We start from the raw sequence: 23951 nt of genomic DNA on the forward strand, positions 1-23951 counted from the left end.
CCCCCGGACCGGCTGCCAAGCACGCCACCGGCGTCTTCTGCCCTTGCCGCTTCGAAGCCTAGAGACCCAGGTCCGGCACCGGCAGTTTGAAGACATCCTTCAAGGCGTGCTTCGCCGCGTGCATCCCGGGCATGCCCGTTACCCCGGGACCCGGCGGTGTCGATGACGAACACAGGTAGACGCCCAGCAGCGGCGTCCGCCACGGGACCGGGGACAGTACCGGCTTCTGGACAAGGCCACGGACGTCCATGATGCCGGCGCTGAAATCGCCGCCAATGTAGTTCCGGTTGTACTCGGCCAACTCCGCTGCGGTGATGGCGTGCGATTCCACCACCAGGTCGCGGAAGCCCGGGGCGAACCGTTCCAGCTGTGCCGCAACCTGGTTGGTCATGTCCTTTGTAGAGCCGGAGGGGACGTGGCAGTACGTCCAGAGCGTGTGCCGGCGTGCCGGCGCGCGGCCGGGGTCGAAGCGGGACGGTTGGGCCACCAGCACGTAGGGCCGTTCAGGGTGCCGTCCGGCACTGACCTCGTTCTCCGAGCGCGCCAGCTCAGCCCGCGTACCGCCCACGTGCACCGTGCCGGCGTCGGAAAGTCCACTGGCCTGCCACGGCACCGGCCCGGACAGGATGAAGTCAACCTTGCACGAGCCATTGCCGTAGCGGAAGCGTTCAAGGGCCCGCTGGTAGCGTCCGGGAAGTGACGGCCCTGCCATGTCCAGCAAACCCCTTGGTGCCACGTCCAGCAAGGTGGCACGGGTGGCAGGAAGCTGCTCCAACCGGTCTATGGGGGTTCCGGTGTGGATGACGCCCCCGTGGGCGCGGATGTCCTCTGCAAGTGCTGCCGCAATGGAAGCGGAACCGCCACGCGGGATGGGCCATCCGCCGGCGTGCCCCAGGGCGCCGAGCATCAGCCCGGCTCCCGAGGCTGCCAGGGACGGCAAATGGGAGACGGCGTGGGCGGCCACCCCACTCAGGAGGGCGGGCGCCAGCTCCTCCCGGAACCGGAGGTTCCACAGCCCGGTCCCCTGTTCCAGGGTCCGCAGTCCGTAGACGCCGGCCACCAGGGGATTCCGGGGGATCCGGAGGAGCTGGTTTTGGGTGAAGTCCATGACGTCGTCAATATGGCGGACCAGCGGTTCCATGAGCCGCCGGTACGCAGGGCCGTCCTGACCCAGCCCCTCGACCGTCCGGTCCATCGATTTGTAGGCCAGGGCTGCCCGGCCGCCTTCCAGCGGTGAACCAAAGGACACGTCCGGGGTGATGAGGTCCACCCTTCGTGGCAGCTCGAATGCCCGGAAGAACGGGGACGCCACGGCCATTGGATGCACTGCGGAGCAGACATCGTGGAAATGTCCGGGCTGCATCAACTCCGTAGTCCGCGTTCCGCCGCCAATCTTTGCTGCTGCCTCGAAGACCTCCACAGACAGCCCGGCCCGTGCCATGACCGCAGCTGCCGAGAGTCCGTTCGGGCCCGAGCCCACTACCGCTACGTCAGGCACGGGCCCCCTCCTTCGAAGGCCGCAGTGGCTTCAGCCGGATCCGGTCCGGTGCGTTGGCGAACGGCCCCCCGTGCGGATCGTCGAGGTGGTGCCGGCGGATGGGATCGTAGGCGGGGTCGTAGATGTCCCACACGACGCGTGCCATCAGGTAGGCCACCGCGGCCATGTGCGCGGCGACAGCCAGGACGTAGTAGGGCATGTCCAGGTTGTGCTGGGAGGAACCTGCACTGGTCACCTGTCCAAGGTACATCCAGATCGCAGCCCAATGCAGGGCTTCGATGCCCTGCCAGACCAGGAAGTCGCGCCACCGTGGCCTGGCCAGGGCCAGCAGCGGGATGAGCCACACCACGTATTGGGGCGAATAGACCTTGCTGGTGAGGATGAAGGCCGCGACGATCAGGAACACCAGCTGCGCCAGGCGGGGGCGGCGGGGAGCGGTCAGGGCAACAGCGGCGATGCCTGCGCAGGCCACCGCAAAGAACCCGGCGGACAGGATGCTGACCGGGCCGTCTCCAAGCCCGGACCAGCCCAGCCTGTCCGCCACCAGGTTGTAGGCGAACCAGGCTGAACTGTAACCGGCGCCCCGGTCTGCGCTGTACTGGAAGAAATAGGCCCACCCGGCAGGGTTGGCGGCGGCAAAGGGGAGATTGACCAGAACCCACGTTGCGGCTGCGCTGCCCCCGGTCACCAGCAGCGGGCGCCACCGTCCCGTGCGCACGGCCAGCAGCAGGATGGCCCCCAGCACCAGGAGCGGATACAGCTTGGTGGCGGTTGCGAGGCCGATCATGACCCCGGCGGGGACAAGCCGCTGCCGGGCGAAAAAGTACATTCCCAGTGCCAGCAGGCACGCAGCCCACAGGTCCCAGTTGATGGTTCCGGCCAGGACGATCCCCGGGGCCACAGCTACCATGGCGGCATCCCAGGGCCTGCGGCCGGGCATGCGGGCAATCACCAGCACGGTGGCCATGGCCACCGCCGCGAGCAGCACGGCGTTGATGTCGAAGTAGGCCAGGGCCCGGGCACTGGCCTCGCCGCCGGGCACCAGCCAGGCCGTCACCCCCGCGATCAAGCCGAGGAGCACCGGGTATTCGAACTGGCTGCCTCTGCCCAGGATGGGAAAGACTCCCGCCGCCATACCGCGGTTCCGGAACAGTTCGGGGAAATCCGAGTAACAGGTGGCATAGAACTGCGTGGGCGTTTCCCAGCCGTTGACCCTGCAATACCCTTTCAGCAGGATCCCCGCCAGGGCTGCCAGCGCCGTGAGGACAATGAGCACCCGTTCCACCGAGTAGATGCCGGGGGAGACCACGCCCGGATCTGACCTCGTCCCCAGCGGCCCGCCGATCACCTCGGTGAATTTCTGCAGCAGTGCATCACTGCGGCTGGGCACCACGATTCGGGGCCGTCGTTTACCGTCCGGCGCCTGGGTCTCGTGCATGGCATCGAGCTTACAGCCGGCCCCGTCCCGCGGGATCGGGGCCGGCCGTCAGCGCAGGCCGCCCATCTGCTGGTGCATGAGCACGAAAACGTCATTCCTGTACTGCTCCAGCAGGGCAGTGTTCAGGGAACTGCGGTGCTGCAGGGGGCGGGACAGGAGCCCCATGATCATTTGCATCAAGGGAGCCACCTCCTTTCTCCGGAAATAGGGCACAAAAGTGCATGGCGAATTAGCGCCAGATTTCTGCGTGCAAAAGCGGCGCGAATTAAGGCGCAAAAAATCAATTGGAGGGGATTAGCGGGAAGTGCGTCCAAAGAGCACAATTACGGTGCCGATCACCGGGGAGACAAGGGCGAACCGTTGCCAAGCCCGGGACAGAGTTCTACGGACGCGGGATTATGCGGCCGCGAGGCGGGTGCCGGGGCAGCAGCAGTTCCGGAAAGCCAGCCGGAAACTCAGCGGGGAAGCCCGGCGGTCCTGCCAGGAAGCATTGCCGGCCTGGGCCGCGCGGAGCGGGTGTCCGGGAAGCCGGCGCCTGTTAGCGGCGCCGCAGCAGGCCCGGGAGGGCCGCCGTCCGGCGGTAACCGGAGTTGACCGAAGCCACGCATGCGTGATCAGCAAAGGCCGGGAATGCATTGATGGGGGCATTCCATTCGCCAGTCAAAGTCATCATTATCCCAACCTCCTTTTCTGCTGCGCGCTGCATGGGGTGCAATGCGGTCCATGACCCTGGCAGATGGCCGTGGGGTCAGGAATAAAGGTACCCCAGGATTGTAAGGAATACCAGCAATTCGCGGGAAAAGGAGGAAACTTTTTGAATATGGGGGATTAGAGGCCCCAGCGGACAATAGCGGGAGTCTTTTTATCCCAGCCAAGCGTGCAGACTTTCGCCGTGCCAAGAATAAAATGCCGGCCTTCCGTGGGCGGCAATTCCAGCCAGCGCGCCGTGAGGATACGGGAGAAGTGTCCGTGCGCCACGATCAGCACGTTGTCCATCCCGGATTCCAGGATCCGCCCGATGATCTTGTCCGCCCTCGCGGCCACCTCGTCAAGCGTCTCCCCGTTGGGCACGCCATGCGTCCAGATCAGGTAGTCGGGATTGTCCTTGCGGATCAGGTCCGAACTGATCCCCTCGTAGTCCCCGTAGTTCCATTCGACGGCGAGCGGTTCATGCCGGGCATCGGGGAAGCCGGCGAGTTCGGCTGTCCGCCGTGCCCGCCGGAGCGGTGAGGTGAGCACCAGGTCGAAGTCGACGCCGTCCAGCACTTTGCGGGCCTCCACGGCCTGCTGCTCGCCTTCCACCGTCAGGGGGAGGTCCGTAAGGCCCGTGTACTGCCCGCTCTTGGACCATTCGGTTTCGCCGTGGCGGAGGATCCATAGCTGGGGGCGCGGGGCGAAGGCGGGGTTGGTCACTTGGACTCCTCAACGGGGGAAGGTTCGACGACGGCGGGAGGGGCTTCGGGGCCGGGTGCGGCAGGTGCGGATTCAGGCTGTTGGGCCCACCAGCGGAGGAGGCGCGCCTCAGCTTCTTCGGTGGGCAGTGGCCCGTGCTCCATCCGTTCATTCAGGAGGAACTTGTAGGCACGGCCCACCACCGGCCCCGGTTTGATGTCCAGCAGCGCCATGATCCGGGCTCCGTCCAGGTCCGGGCGCACCGCATCCAGGGACTCCTGTTCGCGGAGGGCTGCGATCCTGGCCTCGAGGTCGTCATAGGCGAAGGCCAGCCGCTCGGCCTTGCGCTGGTTCCGCGTGGTGACGTCGGAGCGGGTCAGGCGGTGCAGCCGCTCCAGCAGGGGACCGGCGTCGGTCACATACCGGCGGACGGCGGAATCGCTCCAGCCCGCATCGCCGTAGCCGTAGAAGCGCATATGGAGCTCCACCAGCCGTGCAACGGCCTTGATGGTGTCATTGTCGAACCGCAGCGCCTTCATCCTCTTGCTGGTGAGCTTGGCACCCACCATGTCGTGGTGGCGAAAGCTCACCGCGCCGCCCGGTTCGAAACGGCGCGTCGCCGGCTTTCCGACGTCGTGCATCAATGCTCCGAAACGCAGCACGAAGTCCGGGGCGGGCACGGGCCCCTCCGCGTCGGTTTCAAGCTCTGCTGCCTGTTCCAGGACCTGGAGCGAGTGCTGGTAGACGTCCTTGTGCCGGTGGTGCTCGTCGGATTCGAGCCGGAGGGCGGAGACCTCGGGCAGCACATGCTCGGCCAGCCCGGTGTCCACCAGCAGGTCAATCCCCACGCGTGGCCGGGCCCCGCAGATCAGCTTGACCAGTTCGTCCCGCACGCGTTCGGCGGAAATGATCCTGATCCGGTCCGCCATGCCCGTCATGGCCTCCCGGACGTCGTCGGAGACCGAGACTCCCAGCTGCGCGGCGAACCGGGCGGCCCGCATCATCCGGAGCGGGTCATCGGAGAAGGACGCCTCCGGAGCGCCGGGCGTGGCCAGCACGGAGGCGTGGAGGTCCCGGACGCCGCCGAAAGGATCCACCAGCTCCATGGAGGGCAGCTTCAATGCCATGGCGTTAATAGTGAAGTCCCGCCGCAGCAGGTCGTCGGTCAGGGAGGAACCGAACGCCACCACCGGTTTACGGGAGTCGGGATCGTAGGCCTCTGCCCGGTAGGTGGTGATCTCGATCTGGAAGCCGGCCTTGCGCATGCCGATGGTGCCGAACGCCCGGCCGATCTCCCAGAAGTTGTCCGCCCACTTCTTGATCAGCGCCACAGTCTGGTCCGGGGTGGCGTCAGTGGTGAAGTCCAGGTCGGGGGAGGTCCGGCCAAGGAACAAATCACGCACCGGGCCGCCCACCAGGGACAACTCGTGGCCGGCGTCCACGAAGCGCTGCCCGAGCTCCAGGACCACCGGGTCCACCTTGAAGTCGACAGTGTGGGAATCAATCTTGTGATGTGCGTGCGACATAGTTCCTTAAGCTTGGCAGAAACCAGCGCCACGGCAGTCCAAAAAAGCGTCACGATCCGCGCGGATTGAGGTTCCCTGCCGGAAAGTCCGTCATATCCCGTCCATGTTGGTGTCATGTTCCGGTCATCACGGGAGGGCAACAGTCGTTAGAGTGGACTCCATGGCCCATCCAGTACCGAGCGCTCCCGGCAGGAGGACGAACGCACCATTGCCGTCGGCAATCGGGGCGCACGTTGCCCCTGCCCAGCAATCGGCACCGGCGTCCCTGCCCACGGTGGAGGAAGTCTCCGCCGGCGGCGTCGTGGTGGATACGTCCGACGCCGAATTGAGGGTTGCGATCATCGCCCGCCTTAACAGGGGTGGACGCCTGGAGTGGTGCCTGCCCAAGGGGCATCCGGAGGGCAAGGAAAACAACGAAGAGGCCGCGGTCCGGGAAATTGCCGAGGAAACCGGCATCGAGGGCACCATCCTGGCGCCGCTTGGCAGCATCGACTACTGGTTCACCGTGAGCGGCCACCGGGTCCACAAGACCGTGCACCATTACCTCCTGCGTGCCACCGGCGGCGAACTCACCATCGAGAACGATCCCGACCAGGAAGCCGTGGATGTGGCTTGGGTGCCCATCCAGGAACTCGCCCGGAAGCTGTCGTTCCCCAACGAACGCCGCATCGCCGACCTCGCCCGTGAGGTCCTGCCCGGACACCTCTAAGCCCGGACGCCGCCGTCGCCATTGCGGTGTTAAGTGCCGGTGGGTGAGACGATGAAGTCGATGTCAGCTACCAACTTTCCTTCCGACCGGTCCGGCCGGCCCGATGATGCCGCACCCGACGGGGTGCCCCCGGAGCCGGCGGCTCCGGACATGGCCCAGCCCGCAGCAGCGGGGGCCAGCGAGACCCGTTCCAGCGCCATCATGGCTGCCGGGACCCTTGTCTCGCGTTTCCTGGGCTTCGGCAAGACGTGGATGCTCGGTACCGCCCTGGGCCTGGGCTCAACGGTCAATGACACGTTCATCAACGCCAACAACCTGCCCAACCTGATCTTCCTCCTGGTGGCCGGCGGCGTGTTCAACGCCGTCCTGGTCCCGCAGATCATCAAGGCCAGCAAAGCCCCGGACAGGGGAGCGGACTACATCAGCCGGCTGTTGACGCTGGCTGTGCTGCTCCTGCTGGGACTGACGGCCCTGGTCACCCTGGCAGCGCCGGGCGTGATCGAACTGACCACGCAGGGTTATTCACCCCAGCAAAAAGCGCTGGCGGTGGCCTTTGCGTTCTGGTGCCTGCCACAGATCTTCTTCTACGGGCTCTATGCCCTGCTCACCCAGGTGCTGAACGCCAACGGGGCCTTTGGGCCCGCCATGTGGGCCCCCATCCTGAACAACCTGGTGGCCATCGCCGGCCTGGGCATGTTCATCTGGATCTTCGGCACCAACGAAATCAACCCCCACACGCTGGACAACTGGGGCCCCACCCAAACGCTCCTGGTGGCCGGGTTCTCCACTATCGGCGTGCTCTCCCAGACCGCCATCCTGCTGGTGCCGGTGTTCCGGCTCAAACTCGGCCTCCGTCCCCGGTTCGGGTGGCGCGGCGTGGGACTTGGCCACGCAGCCAGGCTGAGCGTATGGACGCTGCTGACGGCCGCCGTCGGGCAGCTGGCCTTCCTGTACGTCATGCGCATCGCCACCATCCCCGGCGCCGAACGTATCCGGCTGCAGCAGGCGGAGGACCCTTCCGCTGACACCCTCCCAGGCAACGCTGTCCTTGAAGTGGCCAGCCAGCTGTACCTGCTGCCGCACTCGATCATCGCCCTGTCCCTGGCCACGGTGCTTTTCAACCGCATGACCAGGGCGTCCCAGGACGGCAACCGCGCGGAACTGCGCGATGCCCTCTCCCATGGCCTGCGGACCATGGCCGTGGCCACCGTGTTCGGCGCCCTGGCGCTGTTTGCCCTCGCCGGCCCGCTGGGCATGTTCTTCTCCGGCGGCTCGCGGCAGGACGGCGTCATGCTGGCCCAGACGCTGACCATCCTGGCCCTCAGCACGCCGTTCATGAGTGCCAACTTCATGATGTCCCGCGTGTTCTACGCCAACGAGGACGCCCGCACACCGTTCTACGTGCAGCTGCTGCTCGCCGTGGTGTACGTGGCCGGCGCCTTTGCCATCCAGTTCCTGCCGGTGGGCCAGATCATCTACGCCATCGCCGTCCTCTACATGGTGGGCAACATCCTCTCCGTGGTCATCAGTGCGTTCTTCCTGCGGCGCATGCTGGGCCACCTGGACGGCCCGCGGATCGCCAACTCGTACATCCGGATGGGGTACGCGGCCCTTGGCTCGGCAATCGCCGCTGCGGGCGCCCTGTGGCTCATGGGCAGCTACAACCCGGACGGTTTCGCATGGCAGAACCGGCTCACCGCGCTGGTGACTGTCATCGTGGTGGGCCCCGTCATGCTGGTGGTGTATTTCTTCCTGCTCAAGCTGTTCCGGGTCTCGGAGCTCAGCGACATGCTCCGGCCCCTGCTGGGCAGGTTTGGCCGCGGCCGCCAGGCCGCTGCTCCGGACGCCGGGGACACGCCGTCGCCCACTCCTGGTGAAGGTGCCGAGGGGGAGCGCAACCACCGCCCCGAGCGGGCCACCACGTCCGTTGATACCGGGCTTATCCCCCGGATTTCAGGCGAGTTCGACGCCGTCTCCTTCCGTGCCGGCCCGGATCCGGAGCGCGGTTCCCGGCGGCAGGAAACGTACGACGACGGCGCGCGGCAAGGTGCCGAAGGCGCCTACCTGCCGGGTGAGGACCAGCCGGGCACCGCCCGGGGCGGCCTGCTCAGGGAGCAGATCCCGCTTCCCGGCCGCCGCACCTACCAAGGCAAGGCCGGCGAGAACCCGTATTTCAAGACCCGGCGCAAGCGGAAAAAGTGAGTCCCGTCCGGTCCGGCGCACGTCTTCTCCACGGCCGTTTGGGGCGGATCGGCTAGGATCGAACAGGTACAGGGGTAGTTGCATTCGGGGTTCTGCCATGCGCGGCACCCGAACGGCGGTTGCGTCATCAGACCGGCAATCCCGGACAGTCTAGGAGGAACACGTGTCCAACCCGATCGATGTCGGATCAGTACTGGGCGGCCGCTACAAGGTCACCGCCACAGTGTTGGCCTCGCACGACCACGATCTGGTGCTGGACGGTGTGGACCAGGTCCTCAACCGCCCCGTCAGTATCCTGGTAGCCGGACCGGAGAACACCGAACAGGTTGCGCAGAGTGCCCGCGAAGTCGCCACAGGCGAACGTCCCGGCACCGTGCAGGTACTGGACCTTGGCGTCACCGAGGACGCCACCTACCTCATCACCAACCACACTTCTGCCGCTGACCTGCTGGACCTCGCGGTAACGCCCAATCCGCCCTATGTGGAGCCGTTCTTCACGGACACCCTGGGCAGCGAAATCTTCGGCCAGCCGCGGTCACACGAGCCCGAGCCGTACGACGAGGAAGACCACGTCGACGCCGGATACATCAACTACGCCGATACGCACCCCAGCCAGGTTGATCCCTACCGTTCCGCTCCGGCCGTACCGCCCAGGCCTGCTGCCCGTCCCGCCGGGCAGCAGCCCGCTGTGCCTGGGCGCAACGGCGCAACCGCTGCGGGTTCCGTTGCCGGGGCCGCCGCTGCTGGTGGTGTGGCCGGTGCTGGTACTGCTGGTGCCGCAGCTTCGAAGGCCGGAGGCGGAGCCTCCCGGATCGATCCGGATGCCACTGCCGCACAGCCTGTCGCCCCTCATGACCCATCCCTACAGGCGCGCGCCGGCTCCGCGGACGCAGATACGGGCCCCAACGAGACGGCTGCCACAAGCACACCCCAGCCGCGGGTCCAGCCCTCCGAAGAGGAGCGCACGCCGAAGGTTTCCCTGTGGTCCGATGACGACTATGCGCAGGCAGAGGACAAGGACCACTACGAGGACAGTCACGAATCCCCGCGGGAACAGCGTCCGGCAACGGGCAAGCCGGCCTTCTTCGCCCGTGCGGCGGCACCCGCTGCCGCCGGCGTGGCGTTCGCTGACCGTGCCGATGACGACGATGATCGTGATGAGCCCGAAAACCAGCCCCGCTCAATGCGCTGGCTGGTTGGCGGCCTCCTTGCCGTCGTACTGATCGCAGGCCTGATCTTCGCCGTAACCAATCTCGGCAGCCTCTTCAGCTCAGAACCGCAGGCGAAGCCAACAGCTGCCCCGGCAACCACCAACTCACAGACCCCTGCAACCCAGGCAGCACCGTCTGCGCCCCCCGCCGTTCCCCCGGCCATAGAGAGTGTCAGCCGCCAGGGGAACTTCGACTTCGCCGCAACCTTCGATCGCGATCTGGTCAAGGCCTACGACGGCAACGCCGCCAGCTACTGGTCCGACATGGAATTCGCCACAGAAAACTGGGGTGGCTTGGCGCCGCAGGGCGTTCCCCTCGTAGTGAAGCTCAAGGGCACCGCCACTGTCTCTTCCATCACGCTCTCCCAGCTTGGAGGGTCGGGCGGCAACATCACCGTATACACCAATGACCGGCCTTCCGTGGAGGGAGCCAAGGCAGTGGGAACCAACAGCTTCACGTCCACAGACCTGAACATGCCGCTCCCGGAACCGGTCCAGGCACAGTACGTCATTGTCTCCATCAATTCACTCCCCAAGCTGGCTGCCCCCAAGACCCGCTACGGCTACGGCCTCCGGTTGGCTGAAATCAAGGTCCAGTAGCAAGGGTCCCAAGAGCAAGGGTCGGAGCACGCATCGTTACGGCTCCGGATATTACTGCCGCTATTACTGCTGCCCTCCGCGCAGCTGCAACGGGAATGTACTCTGGAAAGAGCGCCCTGTGACGGCTGGTCTCCCGTCTTCCCCGATGGTTCACCTTGCCCGGGCGCTGGAATATTCAGCACGCGCGCACAGTTGTGCCATGTGGCCGGCCTCCACCGGGAGGCGAGTCGAACAAGGAAGAGGTTCACGGTCCAGTGACCATCGAAGAGAAGACGGCGTCCGACGTTCGCGACGTCATCATTGTGGGCTCAGGCCCGGCGGGCTATACGGCAGCCGTCTATACAGCCAGGGCGAACCTCAAGCCACTGCTGCTGGCCGGATCTGTGACCGCCGGCGGCGAGTTGATGAACACCACCGACGTGGAGAACTATCCGGGCTTTCCTGACGGGATCATGGGGCCGGACCTCATGGAGAACTTCGAGAAGCAGGCAGCGCGCTTCGGGACCGAGATCCAGTTTGAGGACGTCACAGCGCTGGAGCTTGATGGTCCCGTCAAGACGGTGACCATCGGCACGGGGGAGACCTTCCAGGCGAAGGCGGTCATTCTCTCCACCGGTTCCGCCTACAGGGAGCTCGGTCTGCCCAATGAGAAGCGCCTGTCAGGACACGGTGTTAGCTGGTGTGCAACCTGCGATGGTTTCTTTTTCAAGGACCAGGACATCGCTGTCATCGGCGGCGGTGATTCGGCCATGGAAGAGGCGCTGTTCCTCACCAAGTTCGCGAAATCAGTAACGGTTGTCCACCGCCGTGATTCGCTGAAGGCCTCCAAGATCATGGCAGACCGCGCACTCGCCCACGAGAAGATCAAGTTCGTATGGAACAGCACCGTGGACGATGTGCTGGGAACCGATAAAGTGACCGGTCTCCGGTTGAAGAACTTGCTGGACGATTCCTTGTCGGAGCTTGCAGTCACCGGTGTCTTCGTCGCTATCGGCAATGATCCCCGTACCGACCTCGTCAAAGATGTGCTCGAGTTGACCCCGGAGGGAACCATCGCCGTGGAGGGTCGCAGCTCCAGGACCAGCGTTCCCGGTGTATTCGCTGCCGGCGATGTTGTGGACCCCACCTACCGCCAGGCCATCACCGCTTCCGGTTCCGGCTGCGTGGCGGCGATCGACGTCGAACACTACCTGGCAGACCTGCCGGCATAATCTGCGCCCATTGATATCCGAAGAGAAAGATAAGGTTATGAGCAACGCTAAAGATGTAACTGACGCAAGTTTCGGCACCGACGTCCTGTCCGCCGAGAAGCCGGTAATCGTCGATTTCTGGGCCGAATGGTGCGGCCCTTGCCGTAAGCTCGGCCCCATCCTTGACGAGATCTCCGTCGAGTACAGCGAAAAGGTGGACGTCGTCAAGGTCAATGTCGACGACAACCCCGCCATTGCCGCAGAATATGGAATCACCTCCATCCCGGCCGTGTACCTCTTCCAGGGCGGCGAAGTGAAGAGCACTGTGATCGGTGCCAAGCCGAAGCAGTTCTTTGAGAAGGAATTCTCTGACGTTCTTTCGTAACTGACTGCCCCAGTCACAAGCAGGGGAGTTACCGATATGAGAATGGCCACCGCCTTTCAGCGGTGGCCATTCTTGTTTAAGCCGGGCAGGGTGCGCTGGTTTCATCCTGATGTTTCACGTGAAACTCCTGCGGTACCTATCCTTTTCTATAGTTTGAATTGTCAGCACAATAACGCCTCGATTAGGTGCCCGATAGGCGCTGCTCCGTAAGAACGATGGGAGTGTCGTCTCCGGTATCCCCCCACTACGCAGTCGAAGGATCTGCTAAGGGCGCGGGTGACTCTGATTTTCGGACTGGAACCTGATGCAGCTTCACCCCCCCTGTGCTACCAGGTGCCTTTTCCCTGGAGCTCCGAGTTTTCCAAAATAGCGAAGGGGAGGACCACAGGTCCGCCGTGGTTTCACGTGAAACAGGATTGCTCTGAATCAAATCGGAGCCTAGCCCGCCAGCCCAGCAGCTCGTCCGCACGCACTGTATGACTCTCGCGAATGCATAGGAACACAACATGGTGGAACGCACGGCGGCGCGAGATCAGCGGTATGCACCATGCTTTCGACTGACTAGTCGCAGGTTTCCGTGCGCTTGCAGGCGGTGGCTCAACACTACAAACGAATCGTCACCGAAAGAGTAGGTGGTTGCCCTCACCGGCAGGCCCACTGTCAGGGGCAACGGGCGCGTGGTGTGGAGGATTTCGGCTGGGGCACCGCCAGAACGCCTGTACAGCTTCTATCCGCTTTGTAAGGATGCCTTGGATGTCCATGGCCTGCACCAGCGCCGCATCCTCGTCTGGGAGACGCGGGAGGATTGAAGATCTGTGACCGGGTAATTCTCCCTAGGGGCGTCTGTGCTGCTGCGCGGCGGCCTGCCGCGTAAGCACACTTCAACCTGTACCCGGCTGGATGCAGCCAGTACTTTGTCTAAGACCCACGCCACGCCACACGTCGGTTCTCCCAACGGATTTGGAGGTTGTCCTATGAGCTCCTGCGTGGCTGGAAGCCGCTACCTGGCGGGCACCAGACATGAACAATCCTTCGTGACATAAGCGGCGAAGGCATCGATTTCCGCGCACGACGGACCACACGGTTGCAGATATCCCTAGGGGAGTTTTTCCTCCCATCGTTGAATGTGTGCATCTTGACGTTTGCCCATTCACGACGGCCCCAACGGGTACCGCTACTGTTTCACGTGAAACAGAGGGGCATGTTTCACGTGAAACGCGACTCAAGGAATCGCATTCGCCAGGCTGGAGCTGCTTTGAGGCCTCTCCTCAGCAATTCAACCCCAGACTTCTACGCCAACAGACCATCGGTCACGTGGAAAAAGGATCCGCCGTCTGAGCTGTTATGAATCCGACGACCAAGGGTAGCGTCTGCAGCATCGGCTGGATAAGGAAGAAGTAGATTTCACCTTCTGCTATCCGTAGGAGGCGTGCACCTAGCGCCGTAGGAGCTGCGCGACTGCCACGACGATGTGCTGGCTGGGCTCAGGCTGGATCAACCCACTCCACAGCACTAGGTCGCCACAGCACTAGGCCTTCGGGAGATGCAAGCCGCGCCGGACGCCGCTTGCCCGGAAGGGGTTTGAAGTCCGGTATGAGATCGCACTCTCGGTTCAGGAGCATGGCCAGGCCTTCCCCCAATGGATGGAGCCTTGCGCTTGTCATAGTCGAGAGGACCGGTCGGCCTCCTCGCGGGCAAGAGCGCGCCAACAAGTATCCTGTAGCTGGCCGGCGACCAGTTCCTGCGGCACCGCCTAGGGAGGAGATCGTGGCTTTGTCCACACTGTTATCCACACCCGGATGGATCGCCTATCCACAGACTTATCCACACCCCTCTTGGGACGCCAGGATCGATGTCCACGTCGGAGTTTCAGAGTAAAACGCCACAGCAGGTATCGTTACGTCGCGTGTGACAAGCTGTGCGCGACAGCCGGGGACCGGGATGCGCTGTTAGCTTGCGCTGGGTCGCCGCTTTTCACACTTCTTCGGTTGCTTATCGTAGACCCACCAGCGTCATGCGCGGCCCTGACGTGTTTCACGTGAAACAATGCGTGCGCAAGGGTAGCGCGAATACCTCGCGAACAAAAGTGCAGGCCCGGCGGTTTGGAACGAAGCACCGCCCCCGATTCACACATCGCTCGTTATACCCAATCTTCTCCACAGCGTTATCCACAGGGATATCCACCGGTGAGATTGCCCACGTGCAGAGCGCCTGTTCGTTGATCCGGTAACTCAGAAGCGCAGGTCCACCGGCCTCCTCCGTCCTACGCTGACATTCCTTAGCCCATCTCAGGGCCCCCTCGGCGCGCTCGTTGCGTTCCAGTCGCGGCCTCATGAAGTCCCTGCTGGCCTTGGGTCAGCAATGAGAAGCCTACTAAATTCGCGGCCGCCGCCACTTACGGTACAAAATCCTTACCCAGCTTCTCCATGCGCTGTCAGCCTCGCAGTGCGCTACGGCGGTAAATAGGTCCCGATCGAGCGGAGTAACGCCACAACTACGCCCTCACCAATCACGTGCGCGTGTGAGCGCACCTACTTCGGAGAGGAAGGGTACGCTGCAGGGTGAGCGGAACCTCTGGCGTTGAGCGATTGTCGATCTCACAGTGGTCAGCCCGGCTGCCTGCCCTAACTCACGGGGTGTTTAGGGGGCAACTAGATCTTGGGGGAGACGAGGGACCGGCCATAGGACGATCGAGCATTGGGATGGAAAAGAGCACGACAATCGCAGATAGCCGGCAGGCCGAACCCGTGATGGAGCAGACAGTGCCGTTATTGCTGACGGACCCTGGCTGGTAAGCATCTGCACGGTCATGGGAAGGAGCATGCTCAGCAGGAGCTGTTTCACGTGAAACACTGGACCCGGTCGCGAAGATTTTGCCGCCCCGTCGAGGATCCTACGGGCAGCGAAATCCCCGAGCACGCAGTTTCACGTGAAACATACGAGCTCCTCCCGATGGTTCTGCAGACTCGTGGGTTAGGGTTCAACACGAGTCACAACCTGAGCGCCGATATTGCGACCGTGTTATAGGCACCAGGACTGTGTTCGAGCCCGACAGAACGGCCTAGCAATGGCGCTGGGCATTTCGGATACAGAAGATAACGGACTGGCTAACTACTTGCAGCCGCGAGACCCAAAGTACCGGTGTTAGCGGGTCAACCAATGACTTAGGGGCTGCCCATGGGACTGCCGAAAGCCACGCCCTAGGGAACGCATGCGACTCCCATACAAGACCCCTTCCTGCTTCACGCCCTCCTCGTAAGGGTTGCGGCCCCATAGCTACCCTGTAGAGCCCTCCCATACGACCGTTACCCGCGGAGCGCGCAAGAGTCAGGTGTTGCCTCCCCGCGAGCGGATAGACCGTAGGAGCACCAGGTGCACCTAGGCGCGCTGCCGTGCGTGAGGGCGGAATCCGGGGCAGGCAGCACCTACTGTGGCACCAGATCGGGCAATGCTCCCACCTCACCCAAACACGCGGTATCTCAGGAAGCGGATCCACTTCCGTCTATTCGCGCCTGCGCATTCTTGATAACTGAGAGTGATGGTAGGGGACTCACCTGGCAGATCCCTTCTCGGCCCCTCCGCAGGACTGAATACCCTTGCCTTGGTTTCACGTGAAACGAAGACAGCTAGACGTTTACGGGGTTCCCCAACTACAACAAAGCATTGGGAACATCGCAAAATGCAGCGCGGTCTGCTGCAATGGAAAAGCACTCATAACTAAATAGGGGATGCTGGCGGTCGGAACATGAACCGGGGCAGGGGTGAAGTCAGTAGGATTGGCCGCAGGAGCGGCGCTGTATGCAGCTCCAAGGCGCTCCGCTGCAATACGACCGTTCATCCGGCCATGGCGACGCGGCGCCACGGAAGGCTGTACGCGAACTTCAGAACGGACCCGATTCCAAATATAGGAGACATTCGCCCTTCCAAGACGGGCGCCGGCACCACGAGACGGCACGATCCGGATGCTACAAGCAAAATCGGCTTCACCGGGATGGACGTAGAAGCTCAACAGGAAAAGAAAAAGGCCCGATTCGTGATGAATCGGGCCTTTCGCTGCTGGATCAGTTGGTCGAACCAGGGGCAAGGACATCCATGATTCGGTTCAGGTCCTCCACGCTGGCGAACTCGATGCTGACTTTGCCCTTCCTAACCCCGAGGGAGATCTTGACATTCGTATCAAGGCGATCGGAGAGCGACGACGCAAGGTAGTCCAGGCGCTCATGCCGTGCACCGGGCCGCGGAATGTTGTTCTTTGCCGGCTTGGCAGGATCCTGATAGAGGGTCACAGCCTCCTCCGTGGCGCGGACAGACATCCCCTCAGCAACAATCTTCTGCGCAAGACGCTCCATGGCGGCAGCATCGGGAAGGGACAGCAGAGCCCTGGCGTGGCCTGCGGACAGCACACCGGCAGCAACACGCCGCTGCACCAGCGGGGGGAGCTTCAACAGGCGAAGCGTATTGGACACTTGGGGACGGGAACGCCCGATGCGGTCCGCCAACTGCTCGTGGGTGGTCCCGAAGTCCTCCAAGAGCTGCTGGTAAGCAGCAGCCTCTTCAAGCGGATTCAGCTGGCTGCGGTGGAGGTTCTCAAGCAGGGCATCCCGGAGGAGATTGTCATCCGTCGTGTCGCGGATGATGGCAGGGATGGTGTCCAGACCCGCTGCCTGCACGGCGCGCCACCGGCGCTCACCCATGACAAGCTCGTACGGCTCACTATCGTTTTCGGTTGATGTCCGAACAACAATCGGCTGGAGGACGCCGATCTCCCGCACAGAGTGGACGAGTTCAGCCATGTCGTCTTCATCGAAGACATTTCGGGGCTGTTTGCGGTTCGGATGGATGTCGGACACCGGGATCTCCGCGAACCGCGCACCGGGAACTTCCACCAGCTCAACACCGGAGTCAGCCCGTGTGTCCGCAGGGACGGTCTTGGCTGGCTTCGGGCTGTCTACGGCAGTAGCCTCCGTCACTTCGGTAGCAGCCGCTGTCTCCACGACAGGGGAGGGTCCAGGCTTCTCATTGGAGCCCGCGGAAGTCTTCCTGGCAGGAGTCTTCTTCGTCGGAGCCTCATCAGCTGCAGGAGCGGACTTGGTAGCGTTACTACTCTTGTCCGGATCCGAATTGGCAGAAGCTGCCTTAGCTGCAGACGGTCGCATCCCCGGGGCAGCGGCGTCCTTGTCCTGTACCCCGGCGGTGTCGGCTGCAGGTTGTTCCAACGGCTCGGTCTTTTTCCGGCCTTCCGGAAAAAACAGATCCACGGGTCGGGATACCGCACCACCGTTGCCGGCCCCATTGGTTGCGGGGGAACTCGGAATCAGCGCGCCAAGACCGCGGCCTAGGCCCCGTCGCTTCTCGCTCATGGGTAAATCCCTCCAGTGGTAGAGCCCCGGACCAGCCTGGCTCCGTGCGTTGCGGTAATGAAGATTTTAGCGTTCCGCTATTTCAGCAGCGGCTTCCAGGTAGGACAGTGCACCACTCGAGGACGGATCGTATGTCATGACCGTCTGCTGGTAGCTGGGCGCCTCTGAAATGCGTACCGACCGCGGCACCACGGCCGAAAGAACCTGATCTGGGAAGTGCTGCCGTACCTCCGCAGCGACTTGTGCCGCAAGATTGGTGCGGCCGTCATACATCGTCAGAAGGATCGTGGAAACAACGAGGTCCGCGTTGAGGTGCTTCTGGATCATCTCTATGTTCTTGAGGAGCTGGCTCAGGCCTTCCAAGGCGTAGTACTCGCACTGGATGGGAATCAGCACTTCACTGGCCGCACAGAAAGCATTGACCGTCAGCAGGCCCAGGCTGGGCGGGCAGTCAATGAACACATAATCCAGGCGCTCTTCGCCGTTCTTCTCGCGGCTCTTCGCATAGACATCGATGGCGCGGCGCAACCGCTGTTCGCGGGCCACGAGCGACACCAGTTCGATCTCGGCACCTGCAAGGTGGATGGTGGCCGGGGCGCAGATGAGCTTGCCTATGTCCGGGCACGGGGCGACCACATCGGCCAACGGGACGTCATTGATCAAAACGTCGTAGATGCTGTCCACATCGGCATGGTGTTCGATTCCCAGCGCAGTGGAAGCGTTGCCCTGCGGGTCGATATCGATAACCAGGACGTTCAGTCCAGCCGCCGCCAGTGCCGCAGCAATGTTCACGGTAGTGGTGGTCTTGCCGACGCCGCCCTTTTGATTTGAAACGGTGAAGATCCGAGTCTTTTCGGGCCGGGGCAGCTGGCGGCCCATCAGGCGCTCACGGCGCTTCGTCTCGTGCGCCAGCTCGCGCGCAATGGGGCTCGAGTCATCGATGGCATCAATAACGTTCGAACGACCAGCCGAGGTTGTTTCACGTGAAACCGCGCCAGCGGAAGCGGCAGAACCAACCGTCTTAGGGTGATTTCCGCCCCGTCCTGGAGCCATAGCGGTGCCCGCCAACCCCGACCCAGCGACAGATCGTGCCGACCCCAAAGACACAAACGGTGGGATCCGTTGTGCGGAGGCTTCACTACTGGTCACTGGGGCACACTCACTCTCGTTCAGCCAATTTTGCTGCCGTTGTCTAGCCTAACTGCTCCAGCCTGCTGACAGCCGTCAGCAGGCCCGCATTAGGACTTCTTTTGGGACTTGTTCACCACGATGCGGACCACCGTGGTGGGCTCCTCCAGGAGATTGTCGCCGACGGTCAGCACGGAGGTTGCGATACCACCCAGTTTGCGGATGGTCTTGGCCGCCTTTTCGATCTCTTCGCCCGCACTCCGGCCCTTGATGGCCACTACTTCACCGTGGCCGCCAAGAAGCGGGATTGTCAGGCCGGCAAGGTTGGTCAAAGCGGATACCGCCCGGGCCGTTACCACGTCAGCCTCCACGTGCCCCACCGCGAGCTCAGCCCGCGTGCGCATCACCGTGACATTGTCCAGGCCGAGGTCATCGACCACTTCCTGGAGCCAGATGACGCGGCGTTCCAACGGTTCAATGAGGGTCAGCTCAAGGTCGGGACGGGCAATGGCAAGGCAGAGCCCCGGCAGTCCGGCACCGCTTCCGACGTCGGCAACGTGGCTTCCGGGGGCAATCTCGCTTTCGATGACAGCACAATTGAGCACGTGCCGGCTCCACAACCGTGGAACCTCACGCGGCCCAATCAGGCCACGCTCCGTCCCGGACGTGGCCAGGTGCTCCACGTAGCGCTTGGCCAGTTCCAGGCGGTCGCCGAAGATCTTCTCAGCAGCGCGAAGCTCTGCTGCCGTGATGTCAACCATGGTTATCGGGTCAGCATTCTCTAGTCTGCGGAAACAACAATGTGGCGTCCGGCGCCTTCGCCCTCGGACTCGCTCACGAGGCCGAGGTCGGCTACGGCGTCGTGCACGATCTTGCGTTCGTAGGCGCTCATCGGTTCCAGCGCCACGGACTTGCCGGTTTCCTTGACAGACGCTGCCGCGTCTTCGGCGATCTTCTGCAGATGGCCGGTGCGTTCCTGCCGGTAGCCATTGATGTCCAGGACAAGCCGGGAACGGTTCTCCGTGGCGGACAGGACAGCCAGCCGGGTGAGCTCCTGGAGGGCCTCGAGGACCTCACCGTCTTCGCCAACCAGGCCTTCGAGCCCTTCGGATTCCTCTTCGGCAACAATGGAGATGTACGTCCGGCCGTTGCGTACCTCAATGTCGATGTCGCCGTCGATGTCGGCGATGTCCAGCAGTTCCTCCAGGTAGTCTGCGGCCACGTCCCCCTCTTCCTCGAGGCGGCTGACGGCAGAGACCTTGGGGGACGAAGCATCCTGGTTCACGGACTCGTCCTGATCTTCGATCTCTTCAGAGAAGGCGTGCTCGGTGCTCTCGGCTGACATTACTTCTTCTTCCTGTTCTTGCGCTGGGGCTGGACGCGCTGTCCTTTGATCTCAACTGCGGAGGAGCCGGCGGCGTCGACTGCTTCATCCCGCTTGCCGGTGAGGACGGACAAGGCCGGCAGGCCCTTGGCGGCACGGCGCTCGGCGAGGGCCTTGGCTGCGGGGGATCCCGGCGTCGGCATGCGGCGGATGACGAAGAACTGCTGGCCCATGGTCCAGAGGTTGGTGGTGGTCCAGTAAATGAGGACACCGATGGGGAAGTTGATGCCACCCACGCCAAAGACAAGCGGCAGGATGTACAGCATCATTTTCTGCTGGCGCATGAACGGGCTGGCCATGGCCTCTTCAGACATGTTCTTGGCCATGATCTGCTTCTGCGTGATGAACTGCGAGGCCGTCATGGCCAGAATCATCACAATCGAGAGGACCCAAACAACCACCTGGTCGCCGCCGCCGCCATGCAACAGGGATGCTGAGAGTGGGGCGCCGAAAATGCTGGATTCATCGAACTGCACCACCTGCTCGTGGCTCATGGCACCGATGCCTGCACCGGTCTGGCGCGCTGCAGTGATGCCCGACAACACCTGGAACAGGGCGAAGAAGAACGGCATCTGGATCAGCATGGGAAGGCAGGCTGAGAACGGATTGGTCCCGTGCTTCTTGTACATGGCCATCTGTTCCTGGGCCATGGCCTGGCGGGACAGCTGGTCGGTCTTGCCCTTGTACTTGTCCTGGAGCTTCTTCAGGTCCGGCTGCAGCAGCTGCATGCCGCGCTGCGCCTTGATCTGCTTCACGAATACCGGAATCAGGGCTGCGCGGATCACCAGCACGAGTCCGATAATGGACAAAGTCCAGGTCCAGCCGTTCGCAGCAGGCATCCCGATGGCGCTCAGGCCATCGTGGAATCCGATCATGATGATGGAAACCAGCCACTTGAACGGGGCCATGATTGTTCCAAAGAAGTCCATACTTATCCCTATTCGTCAGGCCGCACTGCGGCCTTCTTCATCAGTCCGAGCAACCAGGTACCTGTCCGGATTGTTCAGCACAACAATTGTGGGGGTCTGGCCTGCGGGCCATTCCCTGCGGCCGGCGGGGACGTGGTCCACTCCGCCGGCGTTCCATGGATGGCAGTGGCCAAGGCGCCGGACCGCGAGCCAGCTGCCCTTGACGGCGCCATGGACGGTGACCGCTTCAAGGGCATAGGCCGAGCATGAAGGGAAGAATCGGCAGACCGGCCCGTACAAGGGAGAAACCACCTTGCGGTAGGCCATCAGCAGAAGGATGAGGATGTTCCGGGGCAGGTTCCAGAGGAACCTCCCAACGGCGGCGGCCAGGTTGCGGAAAAGGGCGACGACGGCGGTGGCGTTAGGCACGCGTTGTCCCCTTCTGTGTTGTACCGGCCGAACCTGTCGCGGCAGCCCGTGAAGGGCGGCCAGCCAGCCGGTTCAGCGTAGATTCCAGTGCAGCGTTGTAGTCCGACAGCAGCTGGTCCCAACTGGCGGACGCGGACGCGGGAAGCGCCCGAACCACGATAGCCAGTCCCGTACGGTGCTCGCGCAACGAGGCAGCAGCTGCTTCTCTCAGTCTCCTCTTAACGAGGTTCCTGACCACAGCGTTCCCTACACTCTTGGAAACGATGAACCCGATCCGGCTGGGTTCGTCGGCAGCAATGGCTGCCGCATATAACACTACGTTCCGGCGCCCATTGCGGACACCGGAACGTACAGTTGTTGAAAAATCGGTTGAGGTCCTCAAGCGGTTGCGGGCGGCCAGCACCTTAAACTCGCAAAGGGATGTCTACCGACAAGCCAGTTATTTAGGCCGACAGTTCGGTGCGGCCCTTGCCACGACGGGCTGCCAGGATGGCACGGCCGGCACGGGTACGCATACGAAGGCGGAAGCCGTGCTTCTTGGCTCGACGGCGGTTATTCGGCTGAAAAGTCCGCTTGCTCACGTTAGTTACTCCAGTGGATCAAAGGTGCGCCCACCCGATCAGTATGGGGAAGAACTGGCCGACGCTAAGTTTTGTATATGCACGCTTCCCCCGGCTGCCCTGACGCACTGCGCCTGGGGAGTTCAGATGGGGCCAAAAAGCGGACACAAAGGACTTCACAACGTTAGGGCAATTTACGGCCCCGAGTCAAACCGGAAGGGTCCTCCCGGGCTATCCCCAGCTGTGCCTAAGTATCCCCAACGGCCTGTGGATGAAGTGGCTCACAGGGGCGTTTGAAGAACCACACCGGTGTAATTATCCACAGCCGGATCCCCAGCTATCTTCTAGGCTTTTCATCCCCTAGAGTGTCCCAGTAGCCGATTATCCACGCACTGTGCATAACCCTGTGGATTAAGTGGGGCCAGCACCCTGGTTCCGGACTTGGGCTGCAGGCAACGCAGGCAAAGCAAGTTTTGAGGGAACCGATTGATGACAGTAGACGAAGCCAACCACGCCAATACTGTCGGAAGTTCCTGGCGCCGGGTTGTCAGCCTGCTGGAACAGGACCACCGTGTATCCCCACGCCAAAGGGGCTTTGTCATCCTCGCCCAGGCACAGGGCCTCATCGGTTCCACCCTCCTGGTTGCCGTCCCCAACGAACTCACCAGGGAAGTGCTGCAGACCCAGGTCAAGGACGCCTTGGACGATGCCCTGCACAACGTCTTCTCCGAGGACATCCGCTGCGCCATCGACGTCGACACCGATCTGGTTCCCATCCACGAAGAGCCCGAGCCCGTCGTCGAACCCGCCTACGCACCCGACCAGCTGATCGAGCAAAAGCCGCAGCCCATGCTGCCCAGCACGTCACACGAATTCGGCCGGCTGAACCCCAAATACGTCTTCGATACCTTCGTGATCGGTTCCTCGAACCGCTTTGCCCACGCCGCCGCCGTCGCTGTAGCTGAGGCTCCGGCCAAGGCCTACAACCCGTTGTTCATCTACGGTGACTCCGGACTGGGCAAGACCCACCTCCTGCACGCCATCGGCCACTACGCCCGGCGGCTCTACAGCGGAATCCGCGTCCGCTACGTCAACTCCGAAGAATTCACCAACGACTTCATCAACTCCATCCGTGATGACGAGGGCGCCAGCTTCAAGACCACGTACCGGAATGTGGACGTGCTGCTCATTGATGACATCCAGTTCCTGGCCGGCAAGGACCGGACGCTGGAGGAGTTCTTCCACACGTTCAATTCGCTCCACAACAACAACAAGCAGGTGGTTATCACCTCGGACCAGCCGCCCAAGCTGCTTGCAGGGTTCGAGGACCGCATGAAGTCCCGCTTCGAGTGGGGCCTGTTGACGGACATCCAGCCGCCGGAACTCGAAACCCGTATCGCCATCCTTCGCAAGAAGGCACTGAGCGAGGGCTTGTCGGCGCCGGACGATGCCCTGGAGTACATCGCTTCCAAGATTTCCAGCAACATCCGCGAGCTTGAAGGCGCACTGATCCGGGTAACGGCCTTCGCAAGCCTGAACCGCCAGCCCGTGGATGTAGCCCTTGCGGAAATGGTCCTGAAGGACCTGATCACCGACGACGGCGCACAGGAGATCACATCCGCCCAGATCCTTCAGCAGACCGCGGACTACTTCAAGCTCAGCATGGAAGAACTGTGCAGCAAGTCCCGGACCCGGACGCTCGTTACCGCACGGCAGATCGCCATGTACCTCTGCCGGGAGCTGACTGACATGTCGCTGCCCAAGATCGGACAGGAACTTGGCGGCCGCGACCACACCACCGTGATCCACGCTGACCGCAAGATCCGCGAGCTGATGGCCGAGCGCCGTGTGATCTACAACCAGGTGACAGAGCTGACCAACCGGATCAAACAGCAACAGCGGGACTCCTGAATCCACATCAACCCCGCTGCTCTATACCTTATTAACAGGGGCATGTGGATAAGCCTGTGGATAGTTAAGGGGACAAGCGCGGTTAATGGGCTTAAAACCCTTAAGGCGTCTGTGGATCGTT

General features: G+C 62.8%; 20 protein-coding genes. 6 read left to right on the plus strand and 14 right to left on the minus strand.

Translation table 11 applies throughout. The features are described from left to right. Positions 1 to 58: 58 nt before the first annotated feature. From FBY33_RS04960 to FBY33_RS04975, 6 genes are all read right to left on the minus strand, one after another. Entirely contained in the window at positions 59 to 1498 is a 1440-nt protein-coding gene (locus tag FBY33_RS04960) for a phytoene desaturase family protein (protein ID WP_142029561.1), read from the minus strand. Further along, positions 1491 to 2936, minus strand: coding sequence for a glycosyltransferase family 87 protein (locus FBY33_RS04965; protein WP_142029562.1), 1446 nt, complete (start codon positions 2934 to 2936; stop codon positions 1491 to 1493). The genes FBY33_RS04960 and FBY33_RS04965 overlap by 8 nt, the downstream gene beginning before the upstream one ends. A gap of 48 nt (positions 2937 to 2984) precedes the next feature. After that, positions 2985 to 3113, minus strand: a complete 129-nt coding sequence (locus FBY33_RS20795) for a hypothetical protein (RefSeq protein ID WP_268815861.1) — start codon at positions 3111 to 3113, stop codon at positions 2985 to 2987. Positions 3114 to 3474: 361 nt separating this feature from the next. Then, on the minus strand, positions 3475 to 3609 hold the full coding sequence (locus tag FBY33_RS20800; protein WP_268815862.1) for a hypothetical protein: 135 nt from the start codon (positions 3607 to 3609) through the stop codon (positions 3475 to 3477). A gap of 155 nt (positions 3610 to 3764) precedes the next feature. Then, positions 3765 to 4349, minus strand: coding sequence for a histidine phosphatase family protein (locus FBY33_RS04970; protein WP_018769863.1), 585 nt, complete (start codon positions 4347 to 4349; stop codon positions 3765 to 3767). Beyond that, a complete protein-coding gene (locus tag FBY33_RS04975; RefSeq protein WP_142029563.1) occupies positions 4346 to 5854 on the minus strand; it encodes a CCA tRNA nucleotidyltransferase in 1509 nt (502 codons plus the stop codon). The genes FBY33_RS04970 and FBY33_RS04975 overlap by 4 nt, the downstream gene beginning before the upstream one ends. Before the next feature lie 208 nt (positions 5855 to 6062). Between FBY33_RS04975 and FBY33_RS04980 the strand changes: the two genes are divergently transcribed. The 5 genes from FBY33_RS04980 to trxA all read left to right on the plus strand — a co-directional run bounded on the left by FBY33_RS04980 (position 6063) and on the right by trxA (position 12150). Further along, positions 6063 to 6563: an NUDIX hydrolase gene (locus FBY33_RS04980; protein WP_056335973.1), complete on the plus strand. Its 501-nt coding sequence runs from the start codon at positions 6063 to 6065 to the stop codon at positions 6561 to 6563. Positions 6564 to 6623: 60 nt separating this feature from the next. Next, on the plus strand, positions 6624 to 8765 hold the full coding sequence (gene murJ, locus FBY33_RS04985; protein ID WP_142029564.1) for a murein biosynthesis integral membrane protein MurJ: 2142 nt from the start codon (positions 6624 to 6626) through the stop codon (positions 8763 to 8765). Positions 8766 to 8928: 163 nt separating this feature from the next. Beyond that, entirely contained in the window at positions 8929 to 10575 is a 1647-nt protein-coding gene (locus tag FBY33_RS20320; protein ID WP_160141939.1) for an ABC transporter substrate-binding protein, read from the plus strand. A 254-nt stretch (positions 10576 to 10829) separates the two neighbouring features. Beyond that, on the plus strand, positions 10830 to 11786 hold the full coding sequence (trxB, locus tag FBY33_RS05005; RefSeq protein WP_142029567.1) for a thioredoxin-disulfide reductase: 957 nt from the start codon (positions 10830 to 10832) through the stop codon (positions 11784 to 11786). Between the two features lie 37 nt (positions 11787 to 11823). Next, positions 11824 to 12150, plus strand: coding sequence for a thioredoxin (trxA, locus tag FBY33_RS05010; RefSeq protein ID WP_056335985.1), 327 nt, complete (start codon positions 11824 to 11826; stop codon positions 12148 to 12150). Between the two features lie 4061 nt (positions 12151 to 16211). Here the strand turns inward: trxA and FBY33_RS05015 are convergent. The 8 genes from FBY33_RS05015 to rpmH all read right to left on the minus strand — a co-directional run bounded on the left by FBY33_RS05015 (position 16212) and on the right by rpmH (position 21940). Beyond that, positions 16212 to 17510, minus strand: coding sequence for a ParB/RepB/Spo0J family partition protein (locus FBY33_RS05015; protein ID WP_142029568.1), 1299 nt, complete (start codon positions 17508 to 17510; stop codon positions 16212 to 16214). Positions 17511 to 17576: 66 nt separating this feature from the next. After that, positions 17577 to 18659: a ParA family protein gene (locus FBY33_RS05020; RefSeq protein ID WP_235010451.1), complete on the minus strand. Its 1083-nt coding sequence runs from the start codon at positions 18657 to 18659 to the stop codon at positions 17577 to 17579. An 89-nt stretch (positions 18660 to 18748) separates the two neighbouring features. Continuing rightward, entirely contained in the window at positions 18749 to 19399 is a 651-nt protein-coding gene (gene rsmG / locus FBY33_RS05025) for a 16S rRNA (guanine(527)-N(7))-methyltransferase RsmG (protein ID WP_142029569.1), read from the minus strand. A gap of 20 nt (positions 19400 to 19419) precedes the next feature. Continuing rightward, the gene (locus FBY33_RS05030; RefSeq protein ID WP_142029570.1) at positions 19420 to 19983 is read right to left on the minus strand and encodes a Jag family protein; all 564 of its coding nucleotides are present in this window, start codon (positions 19981 to 19983) and stop codon (positions 19420 to 19422) included. Then, a complete protein-coding gene (gene yidC / locus FBY33_RS05035; RefSeq protein WP_142029571.1) occupies positions 19983 to 20951 on the minus strand; it encodes a membrane protein insertase YidC in 969 nt (322 codons plus the stop codon). Before yidC ends, FBY33_RS05030 begins: the two co-directional genes overlap by 1 nt. 15 nt (positions 20952 to 20966) lie before the next feature. Then, positions 20967 to 21359 (minus strand): membrane protein insertion efficiency factor YidD, encoded by a 393-nt coding sequence (yidD, locus tag FBY33_RS05040; protein WP_200831322.1) that lies wholly within the window; start codon positions 21357 to 21359, stop codon positions 20967 to 20969. Beyond that, entirely contained in the window at positions 21352 to 21762 is a 411-nt protein-coding gene (gene rnpA, locus FBY33_RS05045; RefSeq protein ID WP_142029573.1) for a ribonuclease P protein component, read from the minus strand. The genes yidD and rnpA overlap by 8 nt, the downstream gene beginning before the upstream one ends. 40 nt (positions 21763 to 21802) lie before the next feature. Further along, on the minus strand, positions 21803 to 21940 hold the full coding sequence (gene rpmH, locus FBY33_RS05050) for a 50S ribosomal protein L34 (protein WP_003800212.1): 138 nt from the start codon (positions 21938 to 21940) through the stop codon (positions 21803 to 21805). 468 nt (positions 21941 to 22408) lie between these two features. On the opposite strand from rpmH, the gene dnaA reads away from it, so the two are divergent. After that, positions 22409 to 23830: a chromosomal replication initiator protein DnaA gene (gene dnaA / locus FBY33_RS05055; RefSeq protein ID WP_018769876.1), complete on the plus strand. Its 1422-nt coding sequence runs from the start codon at positions 22409 to 22411 to the stop codon at positions 23828 to 23830. Positions 23831 to 23951: the final 121 nt, after the last annotated feature.

Origin of the sequence: Arthrobacter sp. SLBN-112, assembly GCF_006715225.1 — a bacterium.
Classification (GTDB): domain Bacteria; phylum Actinomycetota; class Actinomycetes; order Actinomycetales; family Micrococcaceae; genus Arthrobacter.

Bases quoted from the DNA above. Each gene is read 5' to 3' on its own strand.
- yidC (WP_142029571.1), bottom strand. From the start codon at position 20,951: ATGGACTTCTTTGGAACAATCATGGCCCCGTTCAAGTGGCTGGTTTCC.
- rsmG (WP_142029569.1), bottom strand. From the start codon at position 19,399: ATGGTTGACATCACGGCAGCAGAGCTTCGCGCTGCTGAGAAGATCTTC.
- FBY33_RS05030 (WP_142029570.1), bottom strand. From the start codon at position 19,983: ATGTCAGCCGAGAGCACCGAGCACGCCTTCTCTGAAGAGATCGAAGAT.
- FBY33_RS05015 (WP_142029568.1), bottom strand. From the start codon at position 17,510: ATGAGCGAGAAGCGACGGGGCCTAGGCCGCGGTCTTGGCGCGCTGATT.
- FBY33_RS04965 (WP_142029562.1), bottom strand. From the start codon at position 2,936: ATGCACGAGACCCAGGCGCCGGACGGTAAACGACGGCCCCGAATCGTG.
- murJ (WP_142029564.1), top strand. From the start codon at position 6,624: ATGTCAGCTACCAACTTTCCTTCCGACCGGTCCGGCCGGCCCGATGAT.
- FBY33_RS20795 (WP_268815861.1), bottom strand. From the start codon at position 3,113: ATGCAAATGATCATGGGGCTCCTGTCCCGCCCCCTGCAGCACCGCAGT.
- FBY33_RS20800 (WP_268815862.1), bottom strand. From the start codon at position 3,609: ATGATGACTTTGACTGGCGAATGGAATGCCCCCATCAATGCATTCCCG.
- trxA (WP_056335985.1), top strand. From the start codon at position 11,824: ATGAGCAACGCTAAAGATGTAACTGACGCAAGTTTCGGCACCGACGTC.
- dnaA (WP_018769876.1), top strand. From the start codon at position 22,409: ATGACAGTAGACGAAGCCAACCACGCCAATACTGTCGGAAGTTCCTGG.
- FBY33_RS04975 (WP_142029563.1), bottom strand. From the start codon at position 5,854: ATGTCGCACGCACATCACAAGATTGATTCCCACACTGTCGACTTCAAG.